General features: G+C 62.9%; 17 protein-coding genes. 9 read left to right on the top strand and 8 right to left on the bottom strand.

Annotation, left to right across the window (positions count from 1 at the left end):
- The first annotated feature begins 7 nt into the window (after positions 1-7).
- Positions 8-1,060, top strand: coding sequence for a tRNA epoxyqueuosine(34) reductase QueG (queG, locus tag SM765_RS12770; protein WP_274838052.1), 1,053 nt, complete (start codon positions 8-10; stop codon positions 1,058-1,060).
- A 109-nt stretch (positions 1,061-1,169) separates the two neighbouring features.
- Here queG and SM765_RS12765 read toward each other — a convergent pair whose 3' ends face one another.
- The 3 genes from SM765_RS12765 to SM765_RS12755 all read right to left on the bottom strand — a co-directional run bounded on the left by SM765_RS12765 (position 1,170) and on the right by SM765_RS12755 (position 5,523).
- The gene (locus SM765_RS12765) at positions 1,170-1,970 is read right to left on the bottom strand and encodes a carnitinyl-CoA dehydratase (RefSeq protein WP_274838053.1); all 801 of its coding nucleotides are present in this window, start codon (positions 1,968-1,970) and stop codon (positions 1,170-1,172) included.
- Positions 1,967-4,006 carry an acetate--CoA ligase family protein gene (locus SM765_RS12760; RefSeq protein WP_274835174.1) on the bottom strand — a complete coding sequence of 680 codons (2,040 nt, stop codon included), beginning with the start codon at positions 4,004-4,006 and terminating at the stop codon, positions 1,967-1,969. Before SM765_RS12760 ends, SM765_RS12765 begins: the two co-directional genes overlap by 4 nt.
- Positions 4,007-4,359: 353 nt before the next feature.
- Positions 4,360-5,523: an acyl-CoA dehydrogenase family protein gene (locus SM765_RS12755; RefSeq protein ID WP_065271978.1), complete on the bottom strand. Its 1,164-nt coding sequence runs from the start codon at positions 5,521-5,523 to the stop codon at positions 4,360-4,362.
- 78 nt (positions 5,524-5,601) lie between these two features.
- Here SM765_RS12755 and SM765_RS12750 point away from each other — a divergent pair, with 78 nt between their 5' ends.
- Entirely contained in the window at positions 5,602-6,540 is a 939-nt protein-coding gene (locus SM765_RS12750; protein ID WP_065273644.1) for a GlxA family transcriptional regulator, read from the top strand.
- Between the two features lie 3 nt (positions 6,541-6,543).
- Here SM765_RS12750 and SM765_RS12745 read toward each other — a convergent pair whose 3' ends face one another.
- Together SM765_RS12745 and SM765_RS12740 are read right to left on the bottom strand one after the other, a co-directional pair.
- Entirely contained in the window at positions 6,544-7,743 is a 1,200-nt protein-coding gene (locus tag SM765_RS12745) for a hypothetical protein (protein WP_274838054.1), read from the bottom strand.
- A gap of 43 nt (positions 7,744-7,786) precedes the next feature.
- Positions 7,787-8,557 carry a class II aldolase and adducin N-terminal domain-containing protein gene (locus SM765_RS12740; protein ID WP_274838055.1) on the bottom strand — a complete coding sequence of 257 codons (771 nt, stop codon included), beginning with the start codon at positions 8,555-8,557 and terminating at the stop codon, positions 7,787-7,789.
- Positions 8,558-8,739: 182 nt separating this feature from the next.
- Here SM765_RS12740 and ade point away from each other — a divergent pair, with 182 nt between their 5' ends.
- The 4 genes from ade (at position 8,740) to SM765_RS12720 (ending at position 13,506) form a co-directional block, all read left to right on the top strand.
- On the top strand, positions 8,740-10,542 hold the full coding sequence (gene ade, locus SM765_RS12735; protein ID WP_274838056.1) for an adenine deaminase: 1,803 nt from the start codon (positions 8,740-8,742) through the stop codon (positions 10,540-10,542).
- Positions 10,539-12,005, top strand: a complete 1,467-nt coding sequence (locus SM765_RS12730; RefSeq protein ID WP_274838057.1) for an AMP nucleosidase — start codon at positions 10,539-10,541, stop codon at positions 12,003-12,005. Before ade ends, SM765_RS12730 begins: the two co-directional genes overlap by 4 nt.
- Positions 12,006-12,147: 142 nt before the next feature.
- Positions 12,148-12,441 (top strand): HU family DNA-binding protein, encoded by a 294-nt coding sequence (locus tag SM765_RS12725; protein WP_065271973.1) that lies wholly within the window; start codon positions 12,148-12,150, stop codon positions 12,439-12,441.
- 165 nt (positions 12,442-12,606) lie between these two features.
- Positions 12,607-13,506, top strand: a complete 900-nt coding sequence (locus SM765_RS12720; RefSeq protein ID WP_274838058.1) for a DMT family transporter — start codon at positions 12,607-12,609, stop codon at positions 13,504-13,506.
- Between the two features lie 7 nt (positions 13,507-13,513).
- Here SM765_RS12720 and SM765_RS12715 read toward each other — a convergent pair whose 3' ends face one another.
- Entirely contained in the window at positions 13,514-14,038 is a 525-nt protein-coding gene (locus SM765_RS12715) for a glutathione peroxidase (RefSeq protein WP_425537264.1), read from the bottom strand.
- A 164-nt stretch (positions 14,039-14,202) separates the two neighbouring features.
- On the opposite strand from SM765_RS12715, the gene msrB reads away from it, so the two are divergent.
- Both msrB and msrA read left to right on the top strand, forming a co-directional pair.
- The gene (gene msrB / locus SM765_RS12710; RefSeq protein ID WP_065271970.1) at positions 14,203-14,652 is read left to right on the top strand and encodes a peptide-methionine (R)-S-oxide reductase MsrB; all 450 of its coding nucleotides are present in this window, start codon (positions 14,203-14,205) and stop codon (positions 14,650-14,652) included.
- Positions 14,649-15,164 (top strand): peptide-methionine (S)-S-oxide reductase MsrA, encoded by a 516-nt coding sequence (msrA, locus tag SM765_RS12705; RefSeq protein ID WP_274835181.1) that lies wholly within the window; start codon positions 14,649-14,651, stop codon positions 15,162-15,164. The genes msrB and msrA overlap by 4 nt, the downstream gene beginning before the upstream one ends.
- A 75-nt stretch (positions 15,165-15,239) precedes the next feature.
- Here msrA and SM765_RS12700 read toward each other — a convergent pair whose 3' ends face one another.
- On the bottom strand, positions 15,240-17,246 hold the full coding sequence (locus tag SM765_RS12700; protein WP_274838059.1) for a hydantoinase/oxoprolinase family protein: 2,007 nt from the start codon (positions 17,244-17,246) through the stop codon (positions 15,240-15,242).
- Positions 17,247-17,371: 125 nt separating this feature from the next.
- On the opposite strand from SM765_RS12700, the gene SM765_RS12695 reads away from it, so the two are divergent.
- On the top strand, positions 17,372-18,259 hold the full coding sequence (locus SM765_RS12695; protein WP_274838060.1) for an SDR family oxidoreductase: 888 nt from the start codon (positions 17,372-17,374) through the stop codon (positions 18,257-18,259).
- Between the two features lie 78 nt (positions 18,260-18,337).
- Here SM765_RS12695 and dxs read toward each other — a convergent pair whose 3' ends face one another.
- Entirely contained in the window at positions 18,338-20,266 is a 1,929-nt protein-coding gene (gene dxs, locus SM765_RS12690) for a 1-deoxy-D-xylulose-5-phosphate synthase (protein WP_274838061.1), read from the bottom strand.
- Positions 20,267-20,272: the final 6 nt, after the last annotated feature.

The following is a 20,272-nucleotide window of genomic DNA, read 5'->3' as shown; positions in this document are numbered from 1 at the left end:
TGTTGGCATGAGCGCTGCCCTGAAGGAAAAGCTGATCCGCCAGGCGCTGGACGAAGGGTTCGTCGCCTGCCGGATCTGCCGCCCGGGGGATGTGCCCGAGGTGCCCGCGCGGCTGCAGGCCTTTCTGGAGGCGGGGTATCACGGGCAGATGGGCTGGATGGCGGAGCGTAGCCATTGGCGCGGTGATCCGGCGCAGCTGTGGCCCGAGGCGAAATCGGTGATCATGCTCGCCGAAAGCTATACCCCCGACGAAGACCCAATGGCGGTTGTGGACCAGCCTGACCGGGGCGCGGTCTCGGTCTATGCGCGTGGCAAGGATTACCATGATCTGGTCAAGAAACGCCTGAAACGTCTGGCCCGCTGGCTGATTGCCGAGGCGGAGAAGGCGGGCGATCCTGCCGAGGTGAAGGTTTTTGTCGATACTGCGCCGGTGCCGGAAAAGCCGCTGGGGCAGGCGGCCGGGCTGGGCTGGCAAGGTAAACATACCAATCTGGTCAGCCGGGATTGGGGCAACTGGGCCTTCATAGGCTCTGTTTTTACCACGCTGGAGCTGCCGGTCGATGCGCCAGAGCGGGATCATTGCGGGTCTTGCCGATCCTGTCTTGCGGCCTGTCCGACAGATGCCTTTCCCGCGCCCTATCAACTGGATGCACGGCGCTGCATTTCCTATCTGACGATCGAGTACAAAGGCCCGATCGACGAAGAGCTGCGCGGCAAGATGGGCAACCGGATCTATGGCTGTGACGATTGTCTGGCCGCTTGCCCGTGGAACAAATTCGCGGTTGCAGCCAGCGACATGCGTTATGCCGCCCGCGAGGGGCTCAGCGTGCCGCGTCTGGCCGATTTGGCGGCGCTGGACGATACGGCGTTCCGGGCGATGTTCTCGGGCTCGCCGATCAAGCGGATCGGGCGGGATCGGTTTGTGCGCAATGTTCTATATGCCATCGGCAATTCTGGCGATCCCGCCCTTGGCCCGGTGGCGGCGCGGCTGACCGAGGATGCGGATCCCGTGGTCGCCGATGCCGCGCGCTGGGCGGTGCAGCGCATCAAAGGGAGTTGAAGCTTTTCACGCCTGTCGCGCCAGCGGAAGGCACGCGTCCGCCCGCTCGGGCAGACGCTTAGCGACGTGTCTCAGGCGATCTATCGTTTCAGGCTCAGCCTGAAAAGCTCTAGCGGCCCTTCCAGACCGGATCGCGTTTCTCGGCAAAGGCGCGGGCCCCTTCCATCTGATCTTCGCTGTCATAGAGTACATCGACCGAGCGCAATTGCCGCTGGGTGATCCGGTTCATCGCGTCCTGGAACTTGGAATCTTCGGCATCGCGCACGATTTCCTTGATCGCCGCATAGACCAGCGGCGGGCCAGAGGCGAGCAGCCGGGCCAGCTCCCAGGCGCGGTCCATCAACTGATCGGCGGCGACGATTTCATTCACCAGACCCCAACGGTTCGCCTCTTCCGCGTCAAACCAGCGCCCGGTGAGCAAAAGCTCCATGGCGATGTGATAGGGGATGCGTTTGGGCAGTTTGATCGACGCCGCATCGGCCACCGTGCCCGAACGGATTTCCGGCAGGGCAAAGGTGGCGTGATCGGCGGCGATGATCATGTCGGCTGACAGCGCCAGTTCCAACCCACCGCCACAGGCGATGCCGTTCACCGCTGCGATCACCGGTTTGTTCATCTCGCGCATTTCCTGCAGGCCGCCGAAGCCGCCAACGCCGTAATTGCCATCGACGGCATCACCATCCGCGGCAGCCTTCAGATCCCAGCCGGGGCAGAAGAACTTGTCACCACCACCTGTCACGATGGCGACGCGCAATTCGGGATCATCGCGGAATTCGCGGAATACCTCGCCCATGACAACGCTGGTCTTCAGGTCGATGGCGTTGGCCTTTGGCCGGTCCAGCGTCACCTCAAGGATGGCGCCTTCGCGGCGGGTTTTGACGGGGCTCTGTGCGGTATCTGTGTCGGTCATCTCATCCAGTCCTTTCTGCGCATCAGCGCATCCGCCGCGATGGCATCGTCGGCGGTACAAATCAGCGGGTTGATCTCAATCTCTTCCAGTCCTTCGGCGTGGTCCAGCACATAAGAGCCGACCGCGCGAACGGCGCGCAGGATGGCCGCGTGGTCTGCGGCGGGTCTGCCCCGATAGCCGTCGAGCACCCGGGCGATACGCAGGGAGCTGAGCGCAGCCTCGATGGCCGCGTCGCTGGCGGGCAGCAGAAGTGAGACGCTGTCCTGCATCAATTCGGTCAGGGTTCCACCGGCGGCGAGGGTCAGGACAAAGCCATGTGCTGGATCCTTCACTACGCCGATCAGCAGTTCGGCCACCGCATCCGTGATCATTTCTTCGACCAGGAAGGAGGAGGCATGCATCTGCTCGGCGGCCGCGCTTACGGCGCCGCCGGACATCAGGTTCAGAACCACGGCGCCCGCCTCGGTCTTGTGGGCAACGCCTTCACCTTTCAGCGCTACCGGGTAGCCAATGTCGGCTGCGCTGGCGCGCGCTGCGCCCGGTGTTTTTGCGCGATGGGATTTCGGGATACGCAGTCCGTAATCCGCAAGGCGCCGCTTGGCTTCGGCCTCGGGGATAAGATCGGGATCCACCGTCGGCGTGGGCAGCAACAGCGGCTCGGCAGCGGGCAGGGGGGATCCTGCGGCGGCTTCGCAGGCGATGATCGCTTCGCGCAATCCGCAGAAGGGCACCACGCCTGCCGCCATCAGCTGCGCCGCGACCTCCTCGGGCAGCAATTCGGGCAGGGAGGCTACCATCCCCACATTGGCGCCGGTCTGCTGGCGGGCGCCAATTGCGGCCTCAATCGCGCAGTCCCAGTCCGCGGCCGAGCAGCGATCGGGGCGCGGGAAATCGACGATCAGCAGGGTCATCGCCAGAGAGGGGTCCATCATCGCGGAAAAGGCGCGGGTCATCGCATCGACGTCGCGCCAGATATAGGTGTGGTAATCCAGCGGGTTGGCCAGTGCCACCATCGGCCCCAGTGCCGCACGCAGGTTGGTCGTCTGGCGCTCGTTTAGCGGCGGAAAGACCACATCAAGGTCATGGGCCGTATCCGCCGCCAGACTGGCCTCGCCGCCAGAACAGCTGATCGAGGCGATCCGGTTTGAGGTGAGAGGCCCGGTGACGTGCAGCAGTTTCAGCGTCTCAAGGAAAGAAGAGAGATCGTCGAGCCGCGCAATGCCAAGGCGGGCGAGCAGCGCCGTAGCCCCTGCATCCCCCCCGGCGACCGATGCGGTATGGGAGACGGTCGCTGCCTGGGCCTCGGCTGATTTTCCAACCTTGAGGGCAACAATTGGTTTGCCCAGTTCCCGGGCACGTTGGGCGAGGGCCTCGAAGGCCCGCAGATCGCCAAAGCCTTCGATATGCAGACCAAGGGCCGTCACCCGGTCGTCTTCCAGCAGGGCGGCGCCAATGTCGGCGATGCCGGATTGCGCCTGATTGCCCGCTGTCACCACATAGGCAAGGGGCAGGCCACGTTGCTGCATGGTGAGGTTGATGGCGATGTTCGAACTTTGGGTGACGATGGCCACACCGCTGTCGGTGGGTTGCCCGCCATGCTGGTCCGGCCACAAGAGCGCGCCGTCCAGATAGTTGATGAAGCCATAGCAGTTCGGTCCGAGGATCGGCATCTCGGCCGCGGCCTCCAGCAATCGGGCCTGCAGGTCAGCGCCTTCGGCATCCTCGGCTTGGGCCTCGAGGAAACCGGAGGCGAAACAGACCGCGCCGCCGGCATTCCGGGCGGCAAGGTCGGCGACGATATCCACAGTGGCAAAGCGGTTCACCCCGATGAAACTGGCATCCGGTGCAGCGGGCAGATCCGCCACCGATGCATAGGCGGGCAGACCTGCGATCTCTTCGGCCTTGGGGTGAACCGGCCAGATCTGGCCAGCGAATCCCATCGACCGGCATTGCTCAACCACCAGCCGACACCAGTCGCCGCCGCCAATGACGGCGATTGTTTCGGGCCGCAACAGTCGTGACAGGCGCGGAGTCATGCTGAAACCCCATGCAAACTGAAAAATTTTGGGCCAAGGGCGGAATTATAGCCGCGCTGATAACGTTTCATTAACGAAATGATCCCTTTATGGTTGTGCGGATTGAGTAGGGATGCTTTAGACCGCGATTTCAGAACGCCCCCCGGTTCCTTTTGGGTCCGGGGGGTTGTCGTTTTTGAACTGCCTTTTTTCCCGGGAGATCGCTGCACTTTGTTTGCACAGGAACCCGACGGTATCAGGTCTGCGACAGAGGCGTACCGTAAACAGGTCGCGAAATCTGACCCAAATCCGGCGCTCATCCAATGAGTGAAAAACGGCCGGTAGCAGGGAAATATGGTCTTCACCACCGGGGGTTATCCGCCCAGAGGACGCAGCAACTCCCGGCTGATGATGTGGCGCTGGATTTCGCTGGTGCCTTCCCAGATCCGTTCAACCCGGGCATCGCGCCAGATACGCTCAAGCGGCAGCTCGTCCATCAGGCCCATGCCGCCGTGAATCTGGATCGCCTCATCCGCGACCATGGCCAGCATTTCAGTTGCCTTCAGTTTCGCCATGGACATGTCGCTTTCGGTGACGCTGCCCTGATCGAATTTCCAGCCTGCTTCCCAGGTCAGAAGGTTTGCTGCCTTCAGCTCGGTCGCCATATCCGCCAGTTTGAAGGACACGCCCTGGAATTTGCCGATCTGCTGGCCGAATTGCTTGCGCTCGGCGGAGTATTCCACCGCGTGCTGCAAGGCGCGTTCGGCGCGGCCAAGGCAGGTGGCCGCAACCTGCAGTCGCGTTGCGCCTAGCCAAGTGTTTGCAACCTCGAACCCCTTGTCCACCTCACCCAGAATGGCGGATTTCGGCAGGCGGCAATCGTCGAATTCCAGCACCGCGTTGGTATAGCCGCGGTGGCTGACATTGCGGTAGCCGTCGCGCACGCTGAAGCCCGGCGTGCCCTTGTCGACGAAAAAGGCGGTGATCTTCTTTTTCGGCCCGCGCGGGGTATCCTCTTCACCCGTGGCCATGAAGACGATGGCGAAATCGGCAATATCGGCGTGGCTGATGAAATGCTTGGTGCCGTTGAGGATGTAATCATCCCCATCCGCCCGCGCCGTGGCGGTCATGCCGCGCAGATCGGACCCGGCGCCCGGCTCTGTCATTGCCAGGCAATCCCATTTTTCGCCCTTCATGCAGGGGTAGAGGTACTTTTCCTTCTGCTCGTCGGTGCCGGCCAGCAGGATGTTCGACGGGCGCGCAACGCAGGTCCAGTGCAGCGCGTAGTTAGCGCGACCCAGTTCCTTTTCGTACATCAGCCAGCTGAGCGTATCGAGCCCGGCGCCACCCACCTCTTCGGGCATGTTGGCGGCATAAAGACCCGCTTCCATCGCCTTGGCCTGCAGCTCCTTGATCAGCTCCATCGGCAGATGACCGCTGCGCTCCACCTCAAGCTCATGCGGGTACAGCTCTTTTTCGACAAAGGCGCGGGTGGTGTCGACGATCATCGACTGTTCTTCGGTCATCCCAAACTGCATCTGCGGAATCCTTCTTGTTCGCTTGTCCGGGAGACTACGCGGGATATAGGTAGATTTCATGCGAAGATGGAGAAAATCATGCAAAGTTGGGTGAAAGATCGCGCCGCACCGCAGCAGGTGGATGTGCTGCTGTTTGATGATTTCTCGGGTCACTGTTTGGCCAATACAGTCGAGCCCATGCGCGCGGCCAATACGCTGGCCGGGCGGCAGATCTACGACTGGCGCTTTCTGACGCTGGAGGGCGGCACGGCGGTGTCGTCGGCGGGGATGGAGGTCAACGCGCACGGGCGGCTCGCTGAATACGGCGGCGACATGCTGATCGCCATGCCCAGCTATCATTACCGGCCATTGGCCACCGATAAGGCACTGCGCGGGCTGCGGGCTGCGGCGCGGCGCTACGCGGTGATGGCGGGGTTTGATGCCGGGGCCTGGCTGCTGGCATCTGCGGGGCTATTGGACGGGCACCGGGCCACCATCCACTGGGAAGAGTTGCAGGGTTTCACCGAAGCCTTCCCCTCGGTCGATGCGCAGCGGTTGCGTTATGTGCGGGACGGGGATCGGGTCACCTGTTCCGGCGCGCTGGCTGCCTTCGAGCTGATGCTGGATCTGATCGCGGAACGCCACGGCCAAGCGCTGCGGCTGGAGCTTGCGGCGCTGTTCATGAGCCCGGAGGCCACTGGCGGTCAGGTCATCCCACTGGCCCGCAGCCGGTCGTTGGTGCGGGCCATCGACTTGATGCAGGCGAATCTGGAGATGCCGTTGCCCATCGGAGAGGTCGCCCGCCGGGTGGGCCGTAGTCAAAAGGATCTGGAGGCGCGGATGAAGGCGGAACTGGGCGCGCCGCCGCAAGCGGTCTATCGCAGGCTGCGGCTGATACAGGCGCGCAAACTGGTGCTGGAAACCACGCTCAGCGTGGCCGAGATTTCCCTGCGCTGCGGCTATGAGGATCCCAGCGCCATGACACGTGCCTTCCGGCAGGAGTTCGGCAGTACCCCGCGCCAGATGCGCCGGGGGTAGGGGTTAGGGGGCCGCTTGCCGGGCAGTGATCCACAGGTTCAGCCGCCAGATCCCCCAGGCCAGCGGAACCGCTGCCAGTCCGCCGATCACATAGGCCAGCGGTTCATCGGCAAAGCTCTCGAACAGCTGGGTATAGGCGTGGATACCGCCAAAGGTCAGCGACGCATTGAACAGACCGCGTTCATTGCGCATCGCCGCCCAGACCACCATGCCCGCCAGCGCAAGCGCCCAAAGGATGGAATAGAGATTGGCCGACAGCTCCAGCGCGGTGTCCCGAAACGCGGTGCGGGCGGCATTGAAGCTGTCCCAGTCCTGATGGACGCTGCCGTAGTAGCGTCCCGGCCCCCAGATGGTTTCGCCCACGAAATCCCCCCAGAGCGAACCGACCAGCGCACAGAGGTTGGCCACCACAAAGGCCAGCATGACAAGAATGCGCAGATGCCGCGCAATGCGTTCCGGCTGGCTGCGGGCGAGCCACAGGCACAGGGCGATCAGCGCAGACATCTGCAGAATCGATAGGGTAGGTTCCGGGGAATAGAACACGTAGGCGGCGTGGAAATAGGCGCTGCCCGTTTCCAGCGCCTGAGCAAAAGGCGCCAGCGCAAAGGCGGTGACCAGCCGCACGTCGATCAGCGCGCCGATCCCCGCCAGCAGCGCCGCATAATACAGCATTTCAAAGTTGCGCAGCGGTGAGCCGATATCGTGTTGTCTGCTCAGCGCTTCGATCCCGATGATATGGACGGCCAGCGCCATCAGGATCAGCGCCCCCAGCACGAAATGCGACGATAGCCCGCCGCGCCAGTACCGCAGGGCAAGAACTGCCAGCAGCAAACCACCCACAGGCAACAGGACCCAGCCCGCGATCTCTTCGTAATTGTCCATCAGTTCCAGCGTGGCGCCACCGATCAGCATGCCTGCGCCGATCAGCGTGGCAGCATTGCCGAACATGTGGAACATCTCGCCCCCCCGGGCCAGGATCGCCAGCCCGGTGAGGGTCATCAGCAGGCCCGCAATCGCCACGGGCAGCGGATCGGCCAGCCAGAAGATGAAGCCGCCCGTCGCCGCGAGGATCCCGAGGCACAGGATGACGTTGACCCCGAGGGTTATCATCGCTTCGCGGGCGCGGGATTCGATGATGCGGGCCTGATCGGCGGTGATCACGCCCTCTGCCGTCAGACGGGTGGTATCGGCAATCGCATGCATCGGGCAGCCCTCATCAACAACTCATGCGGGGACAGGCCCCGCCTCAGCTTGCGTAAGTTGACCCCTCGCTGTCCAGTACTGCCTTGATCTCGCGCAGGTGTGCTTCGGCCTGCCCAGGATAGGCGTCCAGCTCGGCAGCGGTCTTTTCGGCGACTTCGTCCGACAGATAGCGCAGCGGCTGGCCGGTTTGCAGGGCGCGGATATAGGTCTCGGCCGCGCGTTCGAAATAGTAGAGCCGGTTGAAGGTATCGCCGGGCGTGTCGCCGATCACCAGAACCCCATGGTTGCCCATGATCATCACCTTCTTCTTGGGATCGGTGAGCATGGCAGCGCAGCGGGCGCCTTCATCCTCGAAGGCAAGACCGCCATAGCCATCGTCGATCACGTAACGGTCATGGAAGGTCGCGGTGTTCTGGTCGATGGCAGGCAGGTTGCTGTCGGCGAGCGAGGCCAGAACCGTGGCAAAGATCGAATGCACATGCATCACGCAGCGCGCGTGCGGGCACAGGCGGTGGATCGAGCCATGCAGCCCCCAGGCGGTGGGATCGGGGGCATCGGGCCGGTTCATCGTGGCCGGATCATCCGCATCCAGCAGCAACAGGTTCGAGGCGGTGATGCGGGTGAAATGCATCTGGTTGGCGTTCATCAGGAACCGCGTGCCTTCGGGGTTCACCGCGAGGCTGAAATGGTTCGCCACGCCTTCGTGCATATTGAGCCGCTCGGTCCAGCGGAAGGTCGCCGCAAGGTCCACCCGCTCCTGCCAGTGTTCGATATTCTGCCGGTCGGCATCGGGGCGCAGATCCGTGACGGTCATGGGAACCTCTCCATATATCCAAGTTAGAGCCTGTTTCGGGCCTTATTGATCATCTTGTTCCAGCCTCCTCCGCCGACAGGGAAGTGGCAAGGGGGATTTTTCGCTTTGTGCAGAAGGTGATCCTTTGATGACAGGATGCCTTCGGCCCTTGCACTTGTGAGCGCAATCAGAACAATTGGCGCATGACACAGACCGCATTTCCCAGCTGGCCCGATTCCGCCCCGAAACTGATCGAAGTCGCCGCAGGCCGCGCGCCCGCAGATACGGTGATCCGTCAGGGCAGATGGGTGAATGTCCACACCCGTGAAGTGCTGGACGGGCACGACATCGCCATCGTCGCGGGGCGCATTGCCTATGTCGGGCCGGACGCCTCTTATTGCACCGGACCGGAGACAGAGGTGATCGAGGCCAACGGTCGCTTTATGGTTCCCGGCCTGTGCGATGCCCATATGCATATCGAATCCGGCATGCTGACTCCGGCGGAATTTGCCCGCGCGGTGATCCCGCATGGCACCACCTCGATGTTCACTGACCCGCATGAGATCGCCAATGTTCTGGGCCTTGATGGCGTGCGTATGATGCATGACGAGGCGCTGATGCAGCCGGTCAATATCTTCACCCAGATGCCCAGCTGCGCGCCGTCGGCGCCGGGGCTGGAAACCACCGGATATGAGATCACCGCCGAAGACGTGGCCGAGGCGATGACATGGCCCGGCATCATCGGTCTGGGTGAGATGATGAACTTCCCCGGCGTCGCCAACGCCGATCCCAAGATGCTGGCGGAAATCGCCGCCACCCAACGGGCAGGTAAAACAGTAGGCGGGCATTATGCCTCTCCCGATCTGGGACCGGATTTCGCGGCCTATGTGGCCGGTGGCCCGGCGGATGATCACGAAGGTACCTGCGAAGCCGATGCCATCGCCCGGGTCCGTCAGGGCATGCGGTCAATGATGCGGCTGGGCTCGGCCTGGTATGACGTCGAAAGCCAGATCACCGCTGTGACGGAAAAGGGCCTGGATCCGCGCAACTTCATTCTCTGCACCGATGACTGCCATTCCGGCACGCTGGTGCACGATGGCCATATGAACCGGGTGGTGCGCCACGCCATCGCCTGCGGCTGTGATCCGGTAATCGCGCTGCAGATGGCCACCATCAACACGGCGACGCACTTTGGGCTGGAGCGCGAGCTTGGCTCGATCACCCCTGGGCGGCGCGCGGATGTAATCTTGACCTCGGACCTGCGCGAATTGCCCATCGAACTGGTGATCGCGCGCGGGCAGATCGTGGCAGAAAACGGCTCTATTACTGTTGAATGCCCGCATTATGACTGGCCAGAGAGCGCCACGGGTACCGTGCATCTGGGCCACGCGCTGTCGGCGGGTGATTTTGAACTGAATGCGCCGGAGGGGGCGAACTCGGTTACCGCCAATGTGATTGGCGTGGTGGAGAACCAGGCCCCGACCAAGGCGCTGAAGGCGGAATTGCCGGTGGTCGACGGGTTGGTCCAAGGCACCGGCGAGGTCTGCCAGATCGCGCTGGTCGAACGCCATCAGGCCACGGGCGGCGTCACCAATGCCTTCGTCTCGGGCTTTGGCTATCAGGGGTCCATGGCGATGGCTTCGACCGTGGCGCATGACAGCCACCACATGATCGTGGTTGGCACCGACCGGGAGCAGATGGCGCTGGCCGCAAATCGCCTGGCCGAGGTTGGCGGCGGTATCACCCTGTTCCGCGACGGAGAGGAGCTGGCGCTGGTCGAATTGCCTATCGCGGGCCTGATGTCCAGCAGCCCCGCGACCGAGGTTGCCGCCAAGGCGCAGAAGATGGTCGAGGCGATGGAGGCCTGTGGCTGCAAGCTGAACAACGCCTATATGCAGCATTCCCTACTGGCGCTGGTGGTAATTCCAGAGCTGCGGATTTCGGATCTGGGGCTGGTGGATGTGCGTACATTCAAGAAAATCCCCGTGTTAGAGCCGATTTCATGACCACCATTCGCCTGCCTGAACATCCCGCCCCCGAGACATTCACCGACGCGGCGCAGGCCGTGGAGCGGCTGGAGCTGCTCTATCGGCAGGCCACGGAATTCCTGTGTGATGCCTTCCTTTCTGTGATGTCGGACACGGGACCGCAGGATCAGCGCATCCGCGCCTTCTATCCTGAAATCCGCTTTACCACTTCTTCCTTTGCGCAGGTGGATTCGCGGCTCAGCTTTGGCCACGTGTCGATGCCGGGCACCTATGCCACCACGGTGACGCGCCCGGATCTGTTCCGCAATTACCTGATCCAGCAGATCGGGTTGTTGATCAAGAACCACGGACAGCCGGTGACAATTGGTGCCTCCGATACGCCGATTCCAGTGCATTTCGCGGTGGCTGCACGTCCCGATCTGACGGTGCCGCAGGAAGGCGCCGCCGGGTTTACCCTGCGCGATGTGTTCGATGTGCCGGATCTGTCCACGACGAATGATGACATCGTCAACGGCACCCATCAGCCCGCCAATGGCAGCGGCCCCCTGTCGCTGTTCACCGCCCAGCGTGTCGATTATTCGCTGGCGCGGCTGGCCCATTACACGGCAACTGATCCGTCCCATTTCCAGAACCACGTGTTGTTCACCAACTACCAGTTCTACGTGGCCGAGTTCGAAGCCTATGCGCGCGCGCAGCTGGCCGATCCGGCCTCGGGCTACAGCAGTTTTGTCAGCACCGGCGATCATGAGATCACCGATGCAGATGCCGACATTCCAGCCATCGCCAAACTGCCGCAGATGCCGACCTACCATCTGAAACGGGCGGATGGCAGCGGCATCACGCTGGTTAATATCGGCGTTGGCCCGTCCAATGCCAAAACCGCCACCGATCATATCGCGGTGCTGCGGCCGCATGCCTGGCTGATGGTTGGCCATTGTGCCGGCCTCAGGAACACGCAGGCGCTGGGCGATTTCGTTCTGGCCCATGCGTACCTGCGCGAGGATCACGTGCTGGATGATGACCTGCCTGTCTGGACCCCGATCCCGGCGCTGGCGGAAATCCAGATCGCACTGGAACAGGCCGTGGCCGAAGTCACCGAGTTCGAAGGCTACGATCTGAAGCGGATCATGCGCACCGGTACCGTCGCCACCATCGACAATCGCAACTGGGAACTGCGCGACCAGTCCGGCCCGGTGCAGCGGCTCAGCCAGTCGCGCGCTATCGCGCTGGATATGGAAAGTGCGACGATCGCCGCAAATGGCTATCGCTTCCGGGTTCCCTATGGCACATTGCTCTGTGTCTCGGATAAGCCGCTGCATGGCGAGCTGAAGCTGCCCGGCATGGCGTCGGACTTCTATCAGACCCAGGTTGCGCGCCATTTGCAGATCGGAATTCGGGCAATGGAGCAGCTGCGCGGCATGCCATTGGAGCGGCTTCACAGCCGAAAACTGCGCTCTTTTGATGAAACGGCCTTCCTCTGAGGCTAGTTTTCCCCAAATTTCTGCGGAAATTCGCTTGTTTTCACGATCTTTGCTATCGCTACGCGTTGTGTTACCGCACAACATAACGATAATGTCACGCAATGAGGCCCCACAGTTCGGGCAGTTTTAAGGAGAGCTAAGAATGTCCAAACCGATGACCAAAACCCAGCTTGTCGCAGCGCTGGCTGAGGAAATGGGCAGCGATAAGAAAGCAGCTGGTGCCGCTCTGGACGCCGTCTGCGCGCTGATCACGCGTGAAGTTTCCAACGGCGGCGCCGTGACCCTGCCCGGTGTCGGAAAGATCTATTGCCGCGAGCGCCCCGAGCGCGAAGTGCGCAACCCTGCCACTGGCGAAAAGTTCATGAAAGAAGCCGACAAGGTTGTCAAAATGACCATCGCCAAGGCTCTGAAAGACAGCGTCAACGAAGACGCATAAGTCTCGGACCGGATCCTTTGGATCTGACAGGAATTTGGGTCGCCCTCGGGCGGCCCTTTCTTTTTGGGCCCAAGACCAGCCGGGATGTCTCACTGTGATGTGAGCGGGCCTTGCGCCCCGGCGCCATTTGCGGGACTGTCCGGGCAATTCAGGGGAGGATCAGCTTTGGACATTCGTGCAATCGCCATGGGGCTGACCTTTGCCCTGATGTGGTCCTCGGCTTTCACCTCTGCGCGGATCATCGTCGTGGATGCTTCGCCCCTGTTTTCCCTGGCGGTGCGGTTCCTGATCTCGGGCCTGATCGGAATTTCCATTGCGCTGGCAATGGGACAGACCTGGCGGCTGACACGCGGACAGTGGCGCGCGACCATCATTTTCGGGATTTGTCAGAATGCGCTGTATCTGGGGCTGAACTTTGTCGCCATGCAGACGATCGAAGCGTCGCTGGCGGCGATCATCGCCTCCACCATGCCTTTGCTGGTAGCACTGGCCTCCTGGTTGGTGTTCCGGGAACGTCTGAAACCCCTGGGCATTGTCGGCCTTCTGGCCGGTGTTGTCGGCGTTGCCCTGATCATGGGCACCCGGATCAGCGCCGGGGTCGATCTGTTCGGCATGGTGCTTTGCGGTGTCGGCGTTCTGGCCCTGACCCTGGCAACTCTGGCCCTGCGCGGGGCCACATCGGGCGGCAATTTCATGATGGTGGTCGGGTTGCAGATGCTGATCGGATCGGCCTGCCTGTTTATCGCGGCGCCGCTGTTCGAGGATATCTTTGTAAATCCGACCCTGCCGCTGGCACTGGCCTTTGCCTACACTACGCTGGTGCCGGGGCTTGCCGCGACCTTTATCTGGGTGCTGCTGTTGAACCGCATTGGCGCGGTGCGTGCCGCCACCTTCCACTTTCTGAACCCGGTCTTCGGGGTGGCGATTGCCAGCCTTCTTTTGGGTGAAAAACTGGGGCCGCTTGATATTGTCGGGGTGCTGATTGTCACCGGCGGCATTCTGGCGGTGCAATTGTCCCGTCAGCCGGGCAGAGCGGCCAAAGTCGCAGCGAAACCCGCAGAATAGATTTCTGTTATCGCGGCAGGTTGGCTTCGACGGCGCCGGTGATCTGCCCCGACAGAGGCCGCGTGATGGAACCCCAGGTGCCCGCAACCGTGCCATCGGCGGCGATCAGGATCTTGTTGAAGTTCCAGCCCGGCTCAAATCCGGTTTCCGCCCGCACCGCCCGGAAGAACGGATGCGCCCCATCGCCCCGCACCGGGGTGATATCGGTCATCGGCAGGGTCAGATCATAGTTCAGGGCGCAGAATTCCTTGACCTCTTCGGCGCTGGACAATTCCTGTTTGAAATCATTCGACGGCACGGCCAGCACCACTAGGCCGCGGTCCTTGTATCGGTCATAGAGCGTTTGCAGCCCGTCGTATTGCTTGGTGAAGCCGCAGCGCGAGGCGGTGTTCACCACCAGAACCGGCTGCCCCCGGAAGGATGATATGTCGATTTTACCGCCATCGATGGAGGCAAAGACGCCCCCGACTGGTGCCGCCTGCACCATCTGCCCCACCATTAACAGCGCCGCCAATACCCACATTCGAACCATTTTCACTCTCCACTGTTGTTATCAGGGCTACGGATCGGGCACCGGTTTGGATCATTCCGGGATGCCCCGCTGCCGCACAAGAGCGCGAGATGGGCAATAATCGCTTTGCATTTCCGCTGCATCAGCCCATGTACTGACTCACCACGATTTGCCGGAGACCCGACATGACGCGATACACCAAAGATCCAGATGCCATTGCCGCCCTGTCAGACGAAGAGTACTACGTCACGCAGAAATCCGGCACCGAACGCCCCGGCACGGGTAAGTTGCTGCACAACAAGGCGCCAGGCATCTATGTGGATATCGTCTCGGGGGAGCCACTGTTCGCATCGTCCGACAAATATGAATCCGGCTGCGGCTGGCCCAGTTTCACCAAACCCATCGAACCGGCGCATGTGGCCGAACTGGAAGACCGCTCTCTGGGCATGATCCGTACCGAGGTCCGCTCGGCTCATGGTGACAGCCATCTGGGCCACGTGTTCCCGGATGGCCCGCTGGACCGGGGTGGCCTGCGCTATTGTATCAACTCGGCGTCACTGCGCTTCGTTCCTCTCGACGAGATGGAGGCCGAAGGCTATGGCGACTATATCGACCAAGTGGAGGATAACAGATGAGCAATCCTGAACGTGCCGTCCTGGCCGGCGGTTGTTTCTGGGGCATGCAGGACCTGATCCGCAAACGCCCCGGGGTGATCAAGACCCGTGTCGGCTATACCGGCGGCGATGTCCCCAACGCCACCTACCGCGATCACGGAACCCACGCCGAAGGGATCGAGATCCTGTTTGATCCGGAAAAGACCTCTTACCGGGAACTGCTGGAATTCTTCTTTCAGATCCACGATCCGACCACGGTGAACCGGCAGGGCAATGACATCGGGATGAGCTACCGCTCGGCCATCTACTATGTGGACGAGGCGCAAAAGGCCGTGGCCGAAGATACCATTGCCGATGTGAATGCCTCGGGCATCTGGCCCGGCAAGGTGGTGACGGAACTGGAACCTGTCGGTGATTTCTGGGAGGCAGAACCCGAGCATCAGGACTATCTGGAGCGTCTGCCGAATGGCTATACCTGCCATTTCCCGCGCCCCGACTGGGTGCTGCCAAAACGGGCCGATGCTGCGGAATAGAGCCTGATATCATCGGAATATAAGGTGCTGAACCCGTCCTTGCTGCCGCAAGGGCGGGTTCCTTATTTCTGGGTATCAGCCCAGTGCCACACGCGGACGGCCGCTGGCCTCGGCGGTGATGAAGGCTTCGACGAAGACCTCGCGCGCCTCGACCTGGGCGGTGCGGATGTCCCGTTCCACATGCACATGGATATCCTCGGCCCCTGCCGCGCGGGCCTCTTTCTCTGCCTCTTGGCTCAGATGGGTTTCAAGCAAGGCCAGCGCGTCCTCTGAGGCGCTGAAATCCTGCGGCCCATCCTCCAGATGTACCCGGAATTTCCCCTCGGCAGGGGAAGTCACGGTGCCGCTGCGACGCAGGGTGACGCGGCCGACGACGGCGCCGATGGCATTGGCGACCCCGGCGTGTTCGGGCAGGATCATCCGGCAATGCAGGCGCTCTCCCACCGCCGGATAGTAACTGGGGGCCGAGGCACCAAGCCCCACCACATCCACGTTCAGCGCCGCGCTGAGCGACAGCATGCCCCGGTGATTTTCCAATCCCCTGCGCAGCAGGATATGGCGGGCCAGCTGATCCGCAGGCAGTCCGAATGTGTCGCCTTCTTCGGCAAAAGCAGTCTCTAACAAAGCCAATGATGTCTGTTCTGTCAGCTGGTCGATGATCATACGGGCCAGGGTTTCGGCATCGGGGGCCAGTGGGTCGCCGCTGCCGATGCGGCGGCGGGCAAAGATGGTCAGCGCCTTTTCGGCGGCTGCGCTGTCCCAATCGTTCAGGCGACCCAGTACATGGGAGGCATCCGACGGGGTGGCGCCGGCCAACTGCACCAGCCCGCGATCCACCAGCCGGTTCAGGGCGCCTTGCTCCATCCGGGTGCGCAGCACGGCGCCAAGGGGATGCACATCGGTGCCAATCTTGTTCAGCAGGGCCGCCTCCCGCTCCCCAAGGCCGCTGGTCGGCTGACCCGGGATCGCCCGGACAAATCTGCCGTCGTGTTCCCCGACAACCGTTGCGTTGACCTGCCGGTCCAGCGCCGCATGCACCACCTCCGGCGCCTGATGGGCGATCAGAGAGACCGGGACCACCCGGCGCGGACCCAGGGTCACCCCGCCGTTCAACCCTTCGCTTTGGATATGGACCTGGCTGTCGCCGCCCAGGCCGGTTGTGCGCATGGCCACAGCCTCTACCATGGTCCGGTAATCTCCGACCCGTGCCCCGGCAGGGTCGATGGCCGGTTTGCCGTCCCGGATCAACGCCACATCGGTGGTGGTGCCGCCGATATCGCTGACCAGCGCGGTGTCGACCCCGGTCATCCAGCGCGCGCCGACGATCGAGGCTGCCGGGCCGCTGAGGATCGTCTCGATGGGGCGTTCCCGCGCCTGTTCTGCCGACATCAGGGCGCCATCGCCGCGCACGACCATCATCGGCGCCGTGATCCCGAGGTCCGCCAATGTGTGTTGCGCCCGCCCGATCAGCCGGTCGATCATCCCGATCAGCCGCGCGTTCAGCACCGCTGTCAGCGCCCGTTTCGGCCCGTTGAGTTTTGCCGATAGCTGGTGCGAACAGGTGACCGGCGCGCCGGTTGCTTCGGTGATGATCCGGGCGGCCTCCAGCTCATGCGCGGGGTTGCGGGTGGCAAAGACACCGGCCACGGCATAGCCGCTCACCCCCGCCGATTCAGTCTCTAAAAGGGCCATTAGCGCGTCTGTATCAAGCGGCGCAGCCTCGCTTCCGGCATGGGTATGCCCTCCCCCCAACACCAGCGCCGGATCGCCTTTCAGCGCATCGCGCAACCCGTGACGTTCCAGATCTTCGGGGGCAAAGCCGATATAGATCAGCGCCACGCGTCCACCTTGCCCTTCGACCAACGCATTGGTGGCCAGGGTGGTGGACAATGCCGCCAGCGAAATCTCCTGCGGCGCGACGCCGGACTGGTCCAGCACTGCCCGCACCGCACCGCTGACGCCGATGGCTAGATCGTGGCGGGTGGTCAGAGATTTGGCCGATGCGATCACCTCTTCCTCGTCGCGGATCAGCACCGCATCCGTATAGGTCCCGCCCGTATCCACACCGAGTAGCAGCGCCATCGCCTGATCCTTTTCCGTTCGCTGCCCCCGGTTTAGCGGCGTTTTCGCCCCGGTCCATCCCGTTTGCGTCATCGCGGATATTTCCGCCCTTGCCGGGCGGCTCTCTGCGACGCATCTATTGGGGCATGACAAAAACACTTCTCTGTATCGGATATGGCTACTCGGCCCGGGCACTGGCGCGGCGAATGCTGGCGCGGGGCTGGCGGGTGATCGGCACCACGCGGGATCTGGGTGAAGCCCAGCCGGATGAGGGCGTAGAGCTGCTGCAATGGCCCGGCGCAATGCTTCCGCTCGATGGCGTCACCCATGTGCTGTCCTCGGTTGGTCCGAATGAGGGCGGCGATCCGGTGATGGAGGCGCTGCGGGACGAACTGGCGGCGCGCGCTGCGTCCGGACAGTTCGATTGGGTCGGTTATCTATCCACCACCGCCGTCTATGGCGATCAGGGCGGCGCCTGGGTGGATGAGGACACGCCCGTCGCTCCCTCCAGCCGCCGCGGCAACTGGCGCGCACAGGCCGAGGCGGCATGGCGGGCGATCCCGGATCTACCGCTGCACATTTTTCGTCTCGCGGGCATCTACGGTCCCGGCCGCGGTCCCTTTGCCAAGCTGATGGCGGGAAAAGCGCGGCGCATCGTGAAGCCCGGACAGGTGTTTTCCCGCATTCATGTGGAGGATATCGCGACGGTGCTGGAGGCCTCGATCGACCGACCCAATCAGGGTGCGATCTACAATGTCTGCGATGATGAACCCGCCCCGCCGCAGGATGTGCTGGGCTACGGCGCCGAGCTGCTGGGCCTGCCGGTGCCTGCCGAAGTGCCGTTCGAGGAGGCCGGGATGACCCCGATGGCGCGCAGTTTCTACGGTGAGAACAAGCGCGTTCGGAATACCCGCATCAAGGAGGAACTGGGCGTCACGCTGGCCTATCCCGATTACCGCACGGGCCTGCGCGCGGTGAAAATGGCTGAGGATCTGGAAAGTTACACGCCCCCGGCGGATCCGCCAGCCTTGTAGTACGACCAATCGGCCTGGGCGCTTGCGGCCCGGCCTGCGCCTGCCTCCCCAGGCAGTCCCAGACCTATTGGCCTGCTATCAGGCCCGCTTTTCCCCAATCGTCGCGATATCCAGAACCTCCAGCACCTTGGCTTCGATCTGCGGGGCGTTCATCGCTGCGGTATCGTACATATCCGCCGGGCTGGCCTGATCGATGAAAGTATCGGGCAACACCATCGAGCGGAACTTCAGGCCGGAATCAAAGACGCCTTCTTCGGCCAGGAGCTGCGCCACATGGCTGCCGAAACCGCCCACGGCGCCTTCTTCGATGGTGATCAGCGCCTCGTGACCTTCGGCCAGCTGCAGGATCATCTCGCGGTCCAAGGGTTTGGCGAACCGCGCATCCGCGATAGTGGGCGTGATCCCCTTGGCAGACAGGGACTCGGCCGCCTTTTTCACCTCACCCAGACGGGTACCGAAAGACAGGATCGCAACGCGGGCGCCTTTCTGGATCATCCGGCCCTTACCGATCTCCAGAACTTCGGCCTCTTCGGGCATATCGACGCCTTCGCCCTCTCCGCGCGGATAGCGGAAGGCGATGGGGCCGTCGTCATGGGCCGCGGCGGTGGCGACCATGTGTTTCAGTTCGGCCTCGTCGGCGGCGGCCATCACCACCATGCCGGGCAGGTTGGCCATATAGGCGATGTCGAAGCTGCCTGCGTGGGTGGCGCCATCGGCGCCCACCAGACCAGCGCGGTCGATGGCGAAACGCACCGGCAGGCGCTGGATTGCCACATCGTGCACCACCTGATCATAGCCGCGTTGCAGGAAGGTGGAATACATCGCGCAGAAGGGCTTCATCCCCCCGGCGGCCAGTGCGGCGGCAAAGGTGACGCCATGCTGTTCGGCGATCCCGACGTCAAAGGTGCGCGAGGGGTAGCGTTCGGCCATCAGCCCCAGGCCGGTGCCATCGGGCATGGCAGCGGTCACTGCGCAGATCTTGTCGTCCTTCGCGGCCAGCTTCACCAACTCGTCGCCAAAGACCGAGGTATAGGACGGCGCGTTCGACGGCGGCTTGTTCTGCTTGCCGGTGATGACGTCAAAGGTCGCCGTGGCGTGGCCTTTGTCATCGGCACGTTCGGCGGGGGCGTATCCCTTGCCCTTTTTCGTCAGCACATGGATCAGGATCGGTCCCGAGGCGCGCGCCTTGACCGTGCGCAGCACCGGCAAAAGCTGGTCCATGTCGTGCCCATCGATGGGTCCGAGGTAGGAAAAGCCTAAGGATTCAAACAGGGTGCCGCCGACGGCCATGCCCTTCAGCATGTCCTTGGCGCGTTTGGCGCCTTCGCGGAAGGGTTCTGGCAGCAAGGAGGCAGCGCCCTTGGCCACGGCCTTCAGCTCCTGAAAGGGTTCTTCGGCGTAAAGGCGCGACAGGTAGGACGACAGCGCGCCCACCGGCGGGGCAATCGACATTTCATTGTCGTTGAGGATCACGATCAGCCGCTTGCCCAGATGGCCGGCGTTGTTCATCGCCTCGAAGGCCATGCCAGCCGACATGGCGCCATCGCCGATCACGGCGATGGCATCACCCAGCCCTTCGGGCACGTTGCCCCCAAGATCGCGGGCGACGGCGAACCCCAGCGCTGCGCTGATCGAGGTGGAGCTATGGGCGGCGCCAAAGGGGTCGTAGGGAGATTCGACGCGTTTGGTGAAACCGGACAGCCCGTCTTTCTTGCGCAGGGTGCGGATGCGGTCGCGGCGCCCGGTCAGGATCTTGTGCGGATAGCACTGGTGGGAGACATCCCAGATCACTTTGTCGCGCGGCGTGTCGAACACCGCGTGCAGCGCCACTGTCAGTTCCACCACGCCAAGGCCTGCGCCCAGGTGGCCGCCGGTTTCGGAAACGGCCGAAACGGTCTCCTGGCGCAGCTCGTCCGCGACCTGCGTCAGCTGGCGGTCGCTGAGGCCTTTCAGATCCGCCGGGCGGGCGATCTGATCCAGTAGCGGGGTATGGGGCCTCTCAGACATGGCTCC

The organism is Pseudophaeobacter sp. 1A09344, assembly GCF_041008745.1.
GTDB lineage: Bacteria > Pseudomonadota > Alphaproteobacteria > Rhodobacterales > Rhodobacteraceae > Phycobacter > Phycobacter gallaeciensis_A.
The sequence above is the reverse complement of the archived record's forward strand: the minus strand, read 5'-3'. Positions and strand labels throughout refer to the sequence as shown.